9 protein-coding genes are annotated in these 13926 nt (G+C 70.1%); all 9 read left to right on the forward strand.

Annotated features, from left to right (window positions below):
- Positions 1 to 3674, forward strand: a 3674-nt coding sequence (locus tag ACF8ML_RS12460; RefSeq protein WP_392422624.1) for a hypothetical protein, incomplete at its 5' end; no start/stop codon positions are given.
- Positions 3675 to 3756: 82 nt separating this feature from the next.
- Complete coding sequence (locus ACF8ML_RS12465) at positions 3757 to 4281, forward strand: OmpA family protein (protein WP_016450685.1); 525 nt, start codon at positions 3757 to 3759, stop codon at positions 4279 to 4281.
- Between the two features lie 136 nt (positions 4282 to 4417).
- Positions 4418 to 7573 carry a Mur ligase gene (locus ACF8ML_RS12470; RefSeq protein WP_392405754.1) on the forward strand — a complete coding sequence of 1052 codons (3156 nt, stop codon included), beginning with the start codon at positions 4418 to 4420 and terminating at the stop codon, positions 7571 to 7573.
- 99 nt (positions 7574 to 7672) lie between these two features.
- Positions 7673 to 9517: a peptidase domain-containing ABC transporter gene (locus ACF8ML_RS12475; protein WP_392405756.1), complete on the forward strand. Its 1845-nt coding sequence runs from the start codon at positions 7673 to 7675 to the stop codon at positions 9515 to 9517.
- Positions 9514 to 10911, forward strand: coding sequence for an HlyD family type I secretion periplasmic adaptor subunit (locus ACF8ML_RS12480; protein WP_016450682.1), 1398 nt, complete (start codon positions 9514 to 9516; stop codon positions 10909 to 10911). The genes ACF8ML_RS12475 and ACF8ML_RS12480 overlap by 4 nt, the downstream gene beginning before the upstream one ends.
- Positions 10911 to 12644: a TolC family protein gene (locus ACF8ML_RS12485; RefSeq protein WP_392405758.1), complete on the forward strand. Its 1734-nt coding sequence runs from the start codon at positions 10911 to 10913 to the stop codon at positions 12642 to 12644. The genes ACF8ML_RS12480 and ACF8ML_RS12485 overlap by 1 nt, the downstream gene beginning before the upstream one ends.
- A gap of 98 nt (positions 12645 to 12742) precedes the next feature.
- The gene (locus ACF8ML_RS12490; RefSeq protein ID WP_013803749.1) at positions 12743 to 12919 is read left to right on the forward strand and encodes a Flp family type IVb pilin; all 177 of its coding nucleotides are present in this window, start codon (positions 12743 to 12745) and stop codon (positions 12917 to 12919) included.
- 109 nt (positions 12920 to 13028) lie between these two features.
- Entirely contained in the window at positions 13029 to 13205 is a 177-nt protein-coding gene (locus ACF8ML_RS12495) for a Flp family type IVb pilin (protein WP_043792328.1), read from the forward strand.
- Between the two features lie 2 nt (positions 13206 to 13207).
- Positions 13208 to 13792: a prepilin peptidase gene (locus ACF8ML_RS12500; RefSeq protein ID WP_080649882.1), complete on the forward strand. Its 585-nt coding sequence runs from the start codon at positions 13208 to 13210 to the stop codon at positions 13790 to 13792.
- The last annotated feature ends 134 nt before the right edge of the window (positions 13793 to 13926 follow it).

Genomic DNA, 13926 nt, shown 5'->3' on the forward strand with positions numbered 1-13926 from the left:
CTAATCCGACCAACCCCACGGATCCCACGAACCCGACCAATCCTACGAACCCCACCAATCCGACCAACCCCACGGATCCCACCAACCCGACCAACCCCACCAATCCCACGGACCCGACGAACCCGACCAATCCGACCAATCCCACGGACCCCACCAATCCGACGGATCCCACGGACGGCCACGGCCTGATCACCTCCGTGCAGGACGTGGTGGGTGCGCTGTCCGGTGGCACGGTCGCCGGCCCGGTGGGCAACCTGATCGATACGCTGGTCAATCCCGGCAGCGGCACGCTGTCCGGGGTGACAGGGCTGCTGGAGAGCCTGACCAGCACCAATGGCGGGCCGCTGGGCGTGCTCACCGAGCTGGTGGACGGCCTGGTCAACATCCAGAACCAGGGCCTGGAGCCCCTGATCAGCACGCTCAATGAGCTGCTCAAGGGCCTGGACGAAGCGGGCTCCGGCGGCTCCATAGGCACGGTAGTGGACAACGTGCTCGGCGGCCTGCTCGACGAAGACGGTGCGCTGGGCGGCCTGCTCGCCGGCGTGGGTGGCCTGCTGGGCGGCCTGGTGGGCGGCGGAACGGGCAACCCGCCCGGCACGCCTGACAGCGGGGTGGTCACGTCCGTGCAGGACGTCGTGGACGGCCTGCTGGGCGGCACGGTGGCAGCGCCTGTGGGCCAGTTGCTGGATGCCCTGGCCAATCCCACGGACGGACTGCTGTCCACCGTGACCGGCGCGCTGGAGAACCTGACCAATGTCGAGGGCGGCCCCCTGGGTGTGCTGACCGAACTGGTCAACGGCCTCACCCAGGTGGACGGCGAAGGCCTGGCCCCGGTGATCGGCACGCTCAACGAGCTGATTGCCGGCCTGGGCAACGGCCTGGGCGAAGATGGGCTCGGCGGACTGGTCGGCAGCCTGCTGGGTGGATTGGTGCCCGGCGGCGGCACGGGTGGCGGCACGGGAGAAGGCCTGGTCACCACGGTCCAGGACGTGGTGGACGGCCTGCTCGGCGGCACCGTCGCAGCCCCTGTGGGCCAACTGCTGGACGCGCTGGCCAATCCCACCGATGGAACGGCCTCGGTCGTCACCGGCCTGCTGGAAGGCCTGACCAGCGTGGACGGTGGCCCCCTGGGCGTGCTGACCGAACTGGTCAACGGCCTGACCCAGGTGGACGGCCAGGCCCTGCAGCCGGTGATCGGCACCCTCAACGGCCTGATTGCCGGCCTGGGCAGCGGCCTGGGTGAAGGCGGCATCGGTGAACTGGTCGACGGCCTGCTGGGCGGCCTGATCCCGGGCGGCACGGGAGGCGGCAGCGGTGACGGCCTGGTCACCACGGTCCAGGACGTGGTGGACGGCCTGCTCGGCGGCACCGTCGCAGCCCCTGTGGGCCAACTGCTGGACGCGCTGGCCAATCCCACCGATGGAACGGCCTCGGTCGTCACCGGCCTGCTGGAAGGCCTGACAAGCGTGGACGGCGGCCCCCTGGGCGTGCTGACCGAACTGGTCAATGGCCTGACCCAGGTCGATGGCCAGGCACTGCAGCCCGTGATCGGAACCCTCAACGGCCTGATTGCCGGCCTGGGCAGCGGCCTGGGTGAAGGCGGCATCGGCGAGCTGGTCAGCGGCCTGCTGGGCGGTGACAGTGGCCTGCTGGGTGGCGTCCTTGGCGACGACGGCCTGCTCGGCGGTGACGGCGGCCTGCTGGGCGGCGTGCTCGGCGAGGACGGCCTGGTCGGCGGACTGCTGGGCGGCCTGGTTCCGGGTGGCGGCACAGGCAGCGGCGACGGCCTTGTCACCACGGTACAGAACACCGTTGGCGACCTGCTCGGTGGCACGGCCGGAGCGCCTGTGGGCCAGGTACTGGATGCGCTGATCGACCCCGGCACCGGCGCCCTGTCCGTGGTCACGGGTCTGGTGGAAGGCGTGACCCAGGTCAACGGCGGTCCGCTGGGTGTGGTGACGGACCTGGCCAACGGCCTCACGCAGGTCCCGGGCCAGGCACTGCAGCCGGTGATCGGCACCGTCAACGGCGTGCTGGCCAGCCTGACCGGCGGCGATGGCCTGCTGGGTGGTGTGGTCGGCGGTGACGGCGGCCTGCTGGGTGGCGTCCTTGGCGATGACGGCCTGGTCGGCGGCCTGCTCGGCGGTGACGGCGGCCTGCTGGGCGGCGTCCTTGGCGACGACGGCTTGGTCGGTGGCTTGCTCGGCGGTGACGGCGGCTTGCTGGGTGGCGTGCTCGGCGAGGACGGCCTGGTCGGCGGCTTGCTCGGCGGTGACGGCGGCCTGCTGGGCGGCGTCCTTGGCGACGACGGCCTGGTCGGTGGCTTGCTCGGCGGTGACGGCGGCTTGCTGGGTGGCGTCCTTGGCGATGACGGCCTGGTCGGCGGCCTGCTCGGCGGTGACGGCGGCTTGCTGGGTGGCGTGCTCGGCGATGACGGCCTGGTCGGCGGCCTGCTCGGCGGTGACGGCGGCTTGCTGGGTGGCGTGCTCGGCGAGGACGGCCTGGTCGGCGGGCTGCTGGGCGGCCTGGTTCCGGGTGGCGGCACAGGCAGCGGCGAAGGCCTGGTCACCACGGTGCAGAACACCGTCGATGACCTGCTCGGCGGCACGGCCGGAGCGCCTGTGGGCCAGGTGCTGGATGCGGTGATCAACCCCGGCACCGGCGCCCTGTCCGTGGTCACGGGCCTGGTCGAAGGCGTGACCCAGGTGAACGGCGGCCCGCTGGGCGTGGTGACGGACCTGGCCAACGGCCTGACGCAGGTCCCGGGCCAGGCGCTGCAGCCGGTGATCGGCACCGTCAACGGCGTGCTGGCCGGTCTGACGGGAGGCGACGGCCTACTGGGCGGCGTGGTTGGCGGCGTGGTCGGCGGCGACGGTGGCCTGCTGGGTGGCCTCACGGGCGACACCGGCCTGGTCGGCGGCCTGCTCGACACCGTGGCTGGCGACAACGGCATCGTTGGCGGCCTGCTCGGCGGCGACGGTGGCCTGCTGGGCGGCCTCACGGGCGACACCGGCCTGGTCGGCGGCCTGCTCGACACCGTGGCCGGCGACAACGGCATCGTTGGCGGCCTGCTCGGCGGCGACGGTGGCCTGCTGGGCGGCCTCACGGGCGACACCGGACTGGTCGGCGGCCTGCTGGAGACCGTGGCCGGCGACAACGGCATCGTCGGCGGGCTGCTCGGCGGCGACGGTGGCCTGCTGGGCGGCCTCACGGGCGACACCGGCCTGGTCGGCGGCCTGCTGGAGACCGTGGCCGGTGACAACGGCGTCGTCAGCGGCGTGCTGGACACGGTGGCCGGCGACAACGGCATCGTCAGCGGCGTGCTCGACACCGTGGCCGGCGACAACGGCATCGTCAGCGGCGTGCTCGACACCGTGGCCGGCGACAACGGCATCGTCAGCGGTGTGGTCAACACGGTCGTCGGCGACAACGGCATCGTCAGCGGACTGCTGGGCGGCGGCAGCAGTGGCGGTGGCCTGCTGGGCGGGCTGCTGGGGGGATCGTCCGGTGGCGGACTGCTCGGAGGCCTTCTGGGCGGCACTTCGCAAGCGGCAACGGCCTCTGCGGCCGAGCTGGATCCGATTGCCACCTCCATCAGCAGCCATGCCAGCAGCACGGCCGATGCAGCAGCCAGCGTGTTGACGCAGCAGTTGCACCACAACGCCCTGCTGTGAGCTGCAGCGGCGCCTGCGGGCGCCGCATTCCTTCCCTGCGCCGCCGCCTCGCGGTGGCGGCGCACGTCCCAGGAGATTTTCCATGTCACACACTCTCAGGCTGTGCACCATCGTGCTGCTGGCCGCAGGCCTGGCCGCCTGCGGTTCCACCGCCACCACCAGCACGCAGCGTTCCGAACACCACTACGCCTTCGGCAAGGCCCCGGCGCCTGCGCCGGCCAGCTCCGGCGTCGCACCCGTGGTGGCCACGAGCCAGGCCGACCAGCGCGGTCCCGCCAATGTCGCCCACATCGTCTACTTCGACTTTGACGCCTACACCATCCGCAGCAGCGACCGGGCCATCGTGGAAAGCCATGCGCAGTGGCTGCGCAGCAATCCCGGCCGCTCGGTGATGCTGCGCGGCCATACGGACAGGCGCGGCGGCATCGAATACAACCTGGCGCTCGGCCAAAAACGTGCCGACGCGGTGCGCAACAGCCTGCAGCTGCTGGGCGTGAATCCGGCCCGCGTGGAGTCCGTCAGCTACGGCAAGGAGCGGCTGGCCGACGAAGGCACGAGCGAAGACGCCCACCAGCGCAACCGGCGCGTGGAATTCGACTACCGCTGAGCCGCCGCGCTCCGCACTCGCCTGCCGCCGGGCCGCCATGAAAGAACAGATCCGTACGCGGTCAGCGCACCGCAGCCCGGCGTCCCGTTCCCACGGGAAGCGCAGCCTCCCACTGACCTTGACCGAGGCCGAGAGCATGTTGTCGCAGCAATTGGCAAATGGCCTGGAGTACCTGGCACGGCACATGGTGTTGCTGCCCGAGCCCTACCCCGGCTGCATTCTTTTCTTCACGGTGGCGGCCGAGAACAAGGCCGCCTCCGTCTTCCATGTACGCGCCACCACGCTGGAGGCCGCCTGGCGCGAGGGGGCGACCCGCGTGCGCCAGTGGGCCTGGGCCCGCAAGCGCGATGAGGTCGATCTGCGCATCGACTGGGTCCAGGACATCACACCCCTGGAGGCGGACAGTCCCCTGCCCGATTGCCGTGCCTGGACCGAGATGCCCCTGCGCTCCCTTGCCCTGGCCGATGCCAGCCTGGAGCGCGCGCAGTTGCTGCACCCCTTGCTGCCCGATCCGCCCCAGGGTGGGGCTGCCGACGCACCCGACGATGAGCCCCCCCTCCCACGCCCCCTGCATCCCCCCTGCCTGCTGCTGCACCTGCGCGGCATGTACATCAGCGGTGAGCATCCCGCCTTGGCCGTGCCGCGAACCGACCCGCCGCAGCAGCGCCTGTGGCCACACCTCGTGCCGGTGCACGCCGCGGTCCAGCAGCTGCTGGCGCAACAGGGCAAGGAAGGGAGCTGGCCCGGTTGCGAAGACGTGTGCGACCACCTGGGCGTGACCTACGCCCTGCTGCAGGCCCAGCGCCATGCGGGCAGCGCCGCACTGGCGCAGGCCATTGCGCTGGCCATGGGCCACGTGGAGCAGCGGCTGCAGCCGCTGCCCGGCGACTGCCTGTCCGGCGCGCTGGCCATGCTGGTGCTGGCCCGCCACCTGCGCAACAGTTTTGTGCTGGGGCCGGGGGCCGACAGCCAGGCCCGCGCCCGCATTCCGGCGCTGATGGACCCGCTGGCGGAAAGCCTGCTGTCCACCGCGGCCGCGTCGGCCAGCGCCACCAAGGCCGAGGCTGCTGCCCACGCCGATGCATCCCGCAGCGGCCAGCCCCTGCTGAGCTGGGCCGAACTGGCCATGCATGCCTATGCCAGCTCCCGCCCGCCCACCAGCGACAGCCCCACGCTGCGTGCGGCGCGCAGCGCCCTGCCCGAGACGGCCGTCCTGCCCGCCGCCTTCCTGCAGGCAGCGCTGCCGCCGCTGCTGCGCATGCCCGGCAGCCCCGATGACCGCCCTGGCGGGCAGGCCGACGACCCCTGCGCTCGCTGGATAGGCATTGCACTGGTCGAAAGCCTGCAGCTCGACGCTGGCCTGGAGCCACAGCCCACGGACCTGCTGCGCCAGTGGCAAATCGGCCTGCAGCGCCATCTGCAGGCCCTGGCCCAGCGCGCCATCTGGCCGGAACAGGCGCTGTACCTGCCGCCCGCCCGGCGCCGCCATGCCGCCTTTGCCGACGCCAGCCTGCGCCAGGTGCTGCAGTCCCCGCGCGAAATCGCCTGGCTGCTGGCATCCAGCCTGGCCGGCCTGGAGCTGCTGGACGCGCTGGCCCAGGCACTGCGCTCGGCTGCCAGCCACGCAGTGGCCGAAACCGAACCGGAGCACGAAACCGAAGGCGAAGGCGAGGCCGTGCCTGCGCAGGCCGGCAATGGCCCGGATGCGGACGGCAGCCCTGCCAGGGCCTGCTTGCCGGGGGCGCGCGACGGCGAGGCCGCGGGCCGGCCGGCTTTCTCGCCCGCGGCCGGGACCCTGTACCCGTCCATGTCCTGGGAAGGCCCTGCACTGGCCGAGCTGATGAACGGACGCTGGCTGGATGCCCCGTCAGCGCAAGGCAGAGGTGCCGGCACCTGCTGCGCGGGGCTGGACGCCAGCCGCCTGCACCATCAGCCCGGCGCCGCCGTGCTGGTGCGGCGTGCCGGCATGGCCCTGGGCGTGCAGGCCGCCGCGCTGCCCACGCTGCGGGCCTCGGCCCTGATCAGCAGCAGCCCGCAGGGCCTGCTGCACCATGGCGTGCCCGTGCTGCATGTGCCCGACATACAGGAAGGGTTGCGCAGCCTGGCGCAGGCCGCCCGGCGCCGCATCCAGGCGCCCGTGATCGCGGTCAGCGGCTGCGTGGGCAAGACATCCACCCTGGGCATGCTGCGCCAATGCCTGCAGGACGGCGGCGATGCACGGGGCGACGCCCTGCTGTCCCAGGGCACGGCGCTGCAGATGATCAACTGGAGCGAGGCAGCGCCCTGCGCCCTGCTGGAGTTGCCATTGCAGGCACTGCGTGGAGATCTGCCGCTGATTGATCCAGACATTCTGGTTATTACTAATCTTTCAATTAATGACATCCCCAGTACTGGTGATTCCGAGCAGTGCGGACCGGCCGGTCTGTCCGCCTGCCGCAAATACGAGGCGCTGCAGGAAGTCGTGGAAGCCATGCAGCACATGCACAAAGGCAGTGCATTGGTGATCGAACAAGACATAGGTGAAAACCCGTGCATTATTGAGAATGCCCAACGCATGGGAATGCGTCTCATCACCTTCGGTCCGCATTCCAATGCGCAGGTCCGTGAAATGGGATTTCACAATGGAAATCTGCAAATAAGCATAGACAACCGGCGCCTCGGGATTTCCCTGCAATCGGATGGTCACCACATGGCCCGCAATGCTCAGGCCGCGCTGGCCGCCATGCATGCGCTGGGCTATGCGCCTGCACAGGTCCAGGCCTCGCTCGCGCACTGGCGGCCGCTGATCGGCGCTGGCCAGCCGCAGCTGCTGCCCAGTGGAATCTGCCTGCTGGACCACAGCCTGAGCAACCACTTACTGTCCATGCATGCTGCTTTTTCCCAGCTGCAGGAGCACGCCCCCCATGTCAGCCGCAGGCTGATCGTGCTGGCCGGCATACAGCCGGGCCAGGTCAGCATGGACACTGCACAGCTGGCGCTGGAGCCGCTGGTGCGCGCGGCCCAGGCCCGGCGCGTGCTGCTGTACGGCGAGCCGCTGCGGCAGCTGGCGGCGGCGCTGGCAGATCTTCTGCACGTCAATTGGTATGACGATCTCAATCAATTGATCTGTTCACTTCTTCGCACAACCCATAAAGGCGACACGGTTTTGTTGGCAGGCCGCGCCACTACCAATCTGGCCCTGGCCGCAGATGCCATACGAGACAGTTTCAGTGGACACGGGGCCCACCTAATAGCATCCAGCCCCGCCATCCGCTTTGATCCACATCAAAATCAAATGAACATGCATTATTGATTGAATAAAACTTATAGAGGACTGTATATAACTCGCTACAGTATTTGGGAAACGAGCGCCTTTACATTTTGTAAAGACGTTTACTAAGCCCATCAGAACATGATCCGATACCTTCTTCCCCGCCAGTTGGCCAAGGCCACGGCGATGCCGTCGGGAACGGAGACGGTGGGGGCTTTTGCAACTGCCATCGCCGAGTCCTCCGACCGGGCCGCTCACCAGCTGCGCCGTGCCGCGTGGCTGTCCCTGCCCATCAGTGTGCTGGGCCTGTTGCCATCCATCTTCCTGCTGCAGGTCTACAACCGCGTCATTGCACGCGGCGGCACGGCCACGCTCACGGCCATGGTGGCCGGCGTGCTGTGCTTCCTGGGCCTGGAATGGTGGCTGCGCCGCCGGCGCGCCCGCGCCCTGCGCGAAGCCGGCGCCATGATCGACCGCGATGTCTCCCAGGCGCTAATGCATTCCATGCTGCGCCACCCGCTGGCCGCGCTGGAGCAGCGCTCTTCCAGCCAGTGGCTGCAGCTGTTCCGCGACGTGAGCGCCATGCGCTCGGGCATGTCCGGGGGCCTGGCGACCTCGCTGCTGGACCTGCCCATGGCCCTGCTGGCCCTGGTGGTCATCGGCATCATTGCCTGGCCCGTGCTGCCGGTGATCCTGGTGGCCATGCTCATCATGGGCGTGCTGGCCTGGTGGTGGGCCGACGAGGTGCGCAGCGGCCGCGTGGGGGAAATCGCCCAGGCCCGCATGCTGGACCGGGGCACGGCCGAAGTCTGCAACGCCCGCGCCACGCTGAAGGTGCTGGGCTACGACGCCGCCGCGCGCCAGAACTGGCAAAACGGCTATGACCGCTGGCTGGCCGAGAGCTTCGGCAAGAACGGCGAGATGGAAAACGCGCGCGAAGCCAGCACCGTGCTGCTGACGCTGTTCTCCATCGCGGTGATCACCGTGGGTGCCATTGCCATCAATGCGCAGTGGATGAGCATCGGCAGCCTGATGGCCGTGAACCTGCTGTCGGGCAAGGCGCTGGGCCCCATCTCGCAGCTGGCCAGCAACTGGCGCTCGCTGGCCCAGGCCAACGAGGCCGCACGCCGCCTGCAGTCCGTGCTGGAGGAGCCCGTCGAAATCACGGCCGAGACCGTGGACCTGCCGCGTCCCCAGGGCCGGCTGCGCCTGGACCAGGCCAGCTTCCACTACCCGGGCGGCCATGTGGCGCTGGAGCAGGCCTCGCTGGAGATCGGCCCCGGCGGGCTGCACGCCATCGTGGGGCGCAACGGCGCCGGCAAGTCCACCCTGGCCAAGCTGCTGGCAGGGCTCTACCAGCCCACGCAGGGCCGCATCTTCATCGATGAATACGACATGGCCCAGTTCCCGCGCGCCGAGCTGGGCCGCTGGATAGGCTGCCTGGCCCAGCAGGTGTACTGGTTCAGCGGCCCCATCGTGGACGGGCTGCGCATGGTCAATCCCGATGCCGACGACCACAAGATCGTCACCGCCTGCCAGATCTCGGGCGCGCATGGCTTCATCAGCCGCCTGCCCCAGGGCTACCAGACGGTGCTGGGCGAAGGCGGCGCGGGCCTGTCGGCGGGCGAGCTGCGCAAGCTGGCCCTGGCCCAGCTGTTCCTGCGCAACCCCTCCGTACTGATCCTGGACGAGCCCAGCAACGACCTGGATTTCGAGAGCGAAACCGCCCTGCTGCAGACACTGCGGCAGATTGCGCTCAAGCACACGGTCATCGTCGTCACGCACTCGCTGCGCGTGGCCTCCATGGCCCAGCACCTCTACCATGTGCGCGGCGATGGCGGCATCGAGCATGGCTCGCCCCAGCAACTGCTGCCCCAGCTGTTCGGCACGGCACGCGAGGCCGCCGTGCCCGCAGCGGCCCCCGCACCCGCCGACAAGGCCCCGCATCCCGACCAGCCCGCCGTGGCGCCGGAGCTTGCCTCATGAGAGCCGGCCGCTACGACGATCTGCCCCTGGTGCTGCGCCAGTCGCACCAGCCATCCCGCCCGCTCGAGGCCGGGCCGGCCGGGGCCGGCGCGGATGCATCCGGCGCAACGCCACCCGCAACGCCCCCCGTATCGCGCTGGGCAGGCCTGGCGCGCGGCAAGTGGCTGCTCGCCATCCCGGTCACCGCGCTGGTGATCACCGGCCTGTTCTATCCCGTGGAGAACGTGGTGGTGGCCAGCGGCCAGGTCATCCCCTCCGACCGCGTGCAGACCGTGCAGCATCTGGAAGGCGGCATCGTCACCGCCGTCCATGTGCGCGAAGGCCAGGCCGTGACCCAGGGCCAGCCCCTGCTGGAGATCGACCTGGGCGGCAACAGCCTCAACCTCGAACAGCTCACGGCGCGCATGGCCACGGCCCAGGCGGTCAAGGTACGGCTGGGCGCGGAAAGCCAGGGCAGGCCGCTGCAGCGCACCAGTTTCCCGGCCGACCTGGACCCGCAGGTGGTCCAGGCCGAGCTGGGCGCCTTCTCGGCCCGCGCGCTGGAACACCAGGGCAGCATTGCCGCGGCCCAGGCCCAGCTGCAGCAGGCACGCGGCGACGTGGCCCAGGTCCAGGCCCGCATCGAGGGGCTGGAGACCAATCTGCGCCTGCACCAGCAGGAAGCCTCCATTGCCGGGCAGCTCGCCGCCGAGCAGCTGATCGGCCAGCTGGAAGTGCTGGACAAGCAGCGGGCGCTGGAGCAGGTCCGCGCCGAGCTGGCGGCATCGCGCCAGACGCTGTTCAGCAACCGCGCCAAGATCGAGCAGGCCCAGGCCAAGCTGCAGGAGACCCAGGGCGCCTTCCGCCGCCGCGCCTCCGACGAACTGGCCCAGACCGAACGCGAGCTGGCCAGCCTCAACGAAGACCTGGTGCGCGCCCGGACCCAGCGCACGCGCACCGCCGTGCTGGCGCCCACCAGCGGCTTCGTCAAGGGACTGCGCAGCTCGGGTGCAGGCTGGGTGGTCAAGCCCGGCGAGCCCATCCTCGAAGTCGTGCCCGACAAGGACGAGGTCATCGTCGAAGCACGCCTGAGCCCCGCCGACCGTGGCTACGTGCGCACCGGCCAGCCCACCCGGGTGAAGATCTCGGCCTACGATTTCCTGCGCTACGGCTCGGTGCCCGGCCAGGTCACCCTGGTGGCCGCCGATGCCGACCGCGACCCCAACCTGGCCGACTCGCCCTCGTACTTCCGCATCCAGGCCAGCCTGGAGCAGCCCTGGGTGGGCCGCACCGACAACCGCATCACCACCGGCATGCAGGCCGAGCTCGACCTGCTGCTGGGCCACGAACCCTTTATCTGGTACTTGCTGCGGCCCGTGCTGCGCATCCAGAGCGAAGCCTTCCGGGAGCCCTGATGCAAGGCCGCCCGTCCACTCCCACCACAGGCTGGCACGCCCGGCTGCGCCAGCTGCTGGCCACTGCCTGCTGCGTATCGGCCCTGCAGGCGCTGCAGGCTGAGGCCGCGCCCATGGCGGCCGAGGAACCGGACCTGGCCACCACGGCTGCGGCGGGCACGGCGGACTCCGCTCACGCTCACGCTCACGCACCTTCACCCGAACCCGCATCCGTCCCGGTACCCGACGCCGTGGTCCTGCGCCTGGCCCAGCAGCTCACGCCCGGCACCCTGGCCAGCGACAGCGGGCAGCGCCGCCTGCTCGATGCCCTCTACGCCCTGCTCGACGAATACCCCGACGTGCGCAAGGCGCGCGCCGCGCTGGAATCGGCCGGGCATGACGTGAACACCGCGCGCGGCGCGCGCTGGCCCACCTTCAAGGTGGGCACCAACACGGGCGATGCCAAGCTCCGCCGGGGCCGCGAGTCGTACACCGCCGTCAATGCCGAAGTGCGCATGGCCCTGCTCGATGGCGGAGCCATCGGCGCGGGCATCCGCTCGGCCGAATCGCAGGAGGCGGCCCAGGGCAGCGTGCTCTACGGCACGCGCCAGAACGTGCTGCTGGAGGCACTGACCGCCCTGCTGGAGCTGCACCGCTTCGAGGACAAGGCGCGCGTGGCGGCCGAGTCGGCACGCATCATCGGCCAGCTCGCGCGCATCGAGGAGCGCCGCGCCGAACTGGGCGCCGTGGGCCGCAACGACCTGCGCCAGGCCGCCTCGCGCCAGGCCGGCGCCCTGGCCCAGCAGCATGCGCTGGAGTCGCAGCGCATGGATGCGCTGGCCCGCTTCACGCGCTACTTCGGCTTCACGCCCCAGGCCGGCTGGCTGCCCCAGCTCAATGTGCCCGAGCAATGGATGCCGGCCAGCGAAGACTCGGCCCTGCAGGCGTCCGAAGCCGTCAGCCCAGAGCTGCAGGAAATGCAGCAGCAGATCGAGAAGGCCCGCGCCGAAGTCGACCGCAGCAAATCCCAGCGCTTTCCCACCCTGGCCGCCGTGGTGGCCCACACGCGCGACCCCAGCGGCGTGCTCTATGCCGAGGGCACGCGCTACGGCGTGGAGCTGAGCTGGAACTTCGGCAACGGCTTCGAGCTGCGCGACCGCATCCTCAAGGCCATCAACGAACTGCAGGCCCAGGAAGCGCAACAGGAAACCGTGCGCCGCCAGGTGCGCGAGACCGCCTCCGCCGCCTGGGGCCGCACCCAGTCCGGCCGCCAGCGCGAAAGCCAGCTGGCCGACGCCGTGCGCGAGGCGCGCGCCGCCTTCGAGGGCCGCCGGCGCCTGCTCGAAGTCGGCCGCGGCAGCCTGGCCCAGGTGCTGGACGCCCAGCTGGACATGCAGCGCCTGCTGCTGGACGAGGCCGACGCCATCTACGACCAGCGCATCAACGAACTGCGCCTGGCGCGCACCACCGGCCGCCTGCTGCCGCAGGACCCGCCCGACCAATGGCTGAACGCGCTGTTCAGCACGCAAAAACCCATTCCAGCAGGTGGCGGCACGCCGGACCCCTCGCCCGGCACGGTGCCCGGCATGGCTCCCGGCCAGGCCCCCTCGCGCACCCGCCCCGACCCCATGGACGCTGCCGTGGCCACCCTGTCCGCCAGCGCCATGCCCCAACGAATCCAGCTGCGCCTTGAGCAGCAGTTGCGCCCCATTTCAGACGCTTTTCAAACCACCGCCGCGCGACAGCAGTGGTGAAGTGGGAAGCAGGGGTTCCCGTGCAGCGGCCGGCTTGGGCCCATCGCCAGCCGCTGCCATCGACAACGATGGGCTTTTGCAACCGAAAGGACGATGCCATGACCGACATCATCAAGAACTTCTGGAAAGACGAGGAAGGCGCCACCGCCATCGAGTACGGCTTGATCGCCGGCCTCATCGCCGTGGGGATCGTGGTGGGCGCCACTGCGCTGGGCACCAATCTGAACGGCCTGTTCACACGGATCGCCACCAAGCTCACCGGCTTCGTTCCCTGAGCGCCGGCTCCGGCGCGATCCGAGTGGGCCCGCAAGGGGTCGGCCCGATGCGCGATCGCCATGCCGGCCACCGGCCCCGAGGCAACTTGCAAACCGAAAGGACCATGACATGACCGAAACGATCAAGAACTTCTGGAAAGACGAGGAAGGCGCCACCGCCATCGAGTACGGACTGATTGCCGGGCTGATCGCCGTGGGCATCGTCGTGGGCGCCACCGCGCTGGGCACCGATCTGAACGGATTGTTCAGCCGGTTGGCCACCAAGCTCAATGGACTTGCCCCCTGAAGATGGAGCCGACCTCGCTATGGCTATGCGTCTGCATCACATGGCTCGCAACGATTGCGGCCATGGATCTGCGCATCCGCCGCGTGCGCAACTGGATGGTGCTGCTCGGCCTGGCCACAGGCGCTGGCGCACTGGCCAGTGGGGCCCAGCCGTTCCAGGTCTCGGCCTGGAACGCGCTGGCCGGCATGCTGGCGGGGTTTGCCGTACTGCTTCCTTTCTATGCACTGCGCTGGATGGGTGCGGGCGACGTCAAGTTCGGCGCGGTCGCGGGACTGTGGTTCGGGTGGGGCTTCGACCTGCTGCTGATCTGGACCGGCGGCAGCCTGCTGGCCGGCCTGCACGGTGTACTGGTTCTGTCGCTGCGCCACCTTCGGGACAGCCCCACCGGGCTGTGGCTGCAGGCACGGCTGCCACTGTCCAGCGCCGCCCTGTCCTGGACTGCCCGCCTGGCGCCCCTGGGCGCGACGCCCCGGCCCGCAGGCGCCACCGATGGACCGCGCCAGCCCCAGCGCTCCATCCCCTATGCCGGCTACATGGCCATTGCGGCCATCGCCCTGGCCTGGCGCCACAGCCAGCCACTTGTCTGAACCGGAGATGCCCATGCCTGTCACCTGCCTGCCTCCACGCCGTCCATGGACCGGCTCCGCCACACGCCATGGCCGTGCGCTGCCTGGACGCTTTCCTGCCCTGGAGGAGCTTCTCCGCCATGGCAGGAAAGCGC

This window comes from Delftia sp. WSY_10 (genome assembly GCF_043104705.1).
Lineage (GTDB): Bacteria > Pseudomonadota > Gammaproteobacteria > Burkholderiales > Burkholderiaceae_C > Comamonas > Comamonas tsuruhatensis.

What these genes read in the sequence shown, in the direction of transcription:
- ACF8ML_RS12465 (WP_016450685.1), top strand. Translation starts at nt 3,757, where the DNA reads ATGTCACACACTCTCAGGCTGTGCACCATCGTGCTGCTGGCCGCAGGC.
- ACF8ML_RS12470 (WP_392405754.1), top strand. Translation starts at nt 4,418, where the DNA reads ATGTTGTCGCAGCAATTGGCAAATGGCCTGGAGTACCTGGCACGGCAC.
- ACF8ML_RS12475 (WP_392405756.1), top strand. Translation starts at nt 7,673, where the DNA reads ATGATCCGATACCTTCTTCCCCGCCAGTTGGCCAAGGCCACGGCGATG.
- ACF8ML_RS12480 (WP_016450682.1), top strand. Translation starts at nt 9,514, where the DNA reads ATGAGAGCCGGCCGCTACGACGATCTGCCCCTGGTGCTGCGCCAGTCG.
- ACF8ML_RS12485 (WP_392405758.1), top strand. Translation starts at nt 10,911, where the DNA reads ATGCAAGGCCGCCCGTCCACTCCCACCACAGGCTGGCACGCCCGGCTG.
- ACF8ML_RS12490 (WP_013803749.1), top strand. Translation starts at nt 12,743, where the DNA reads ATGACCGACATCATCAAGAACTTCTGGAAAGACGAGGAAGGCGCCACC.
- ACF8ML_RS12495 (WP_043792328.1), top strand. Translation starts at nt 13,029, where the DNA reads ATGACCGAAACGATCAAGAACTTCTGGAAAGACGAGGAAGGCGCCACC.
- ACF8ML_RS12500 (WP_080649882.1), top strand. Translation starts at nt 13,208, where the DNA reads ATGGAGCCGACCTCGCTATGGCTATGCGTCTGCATCACATGGCTCGCA.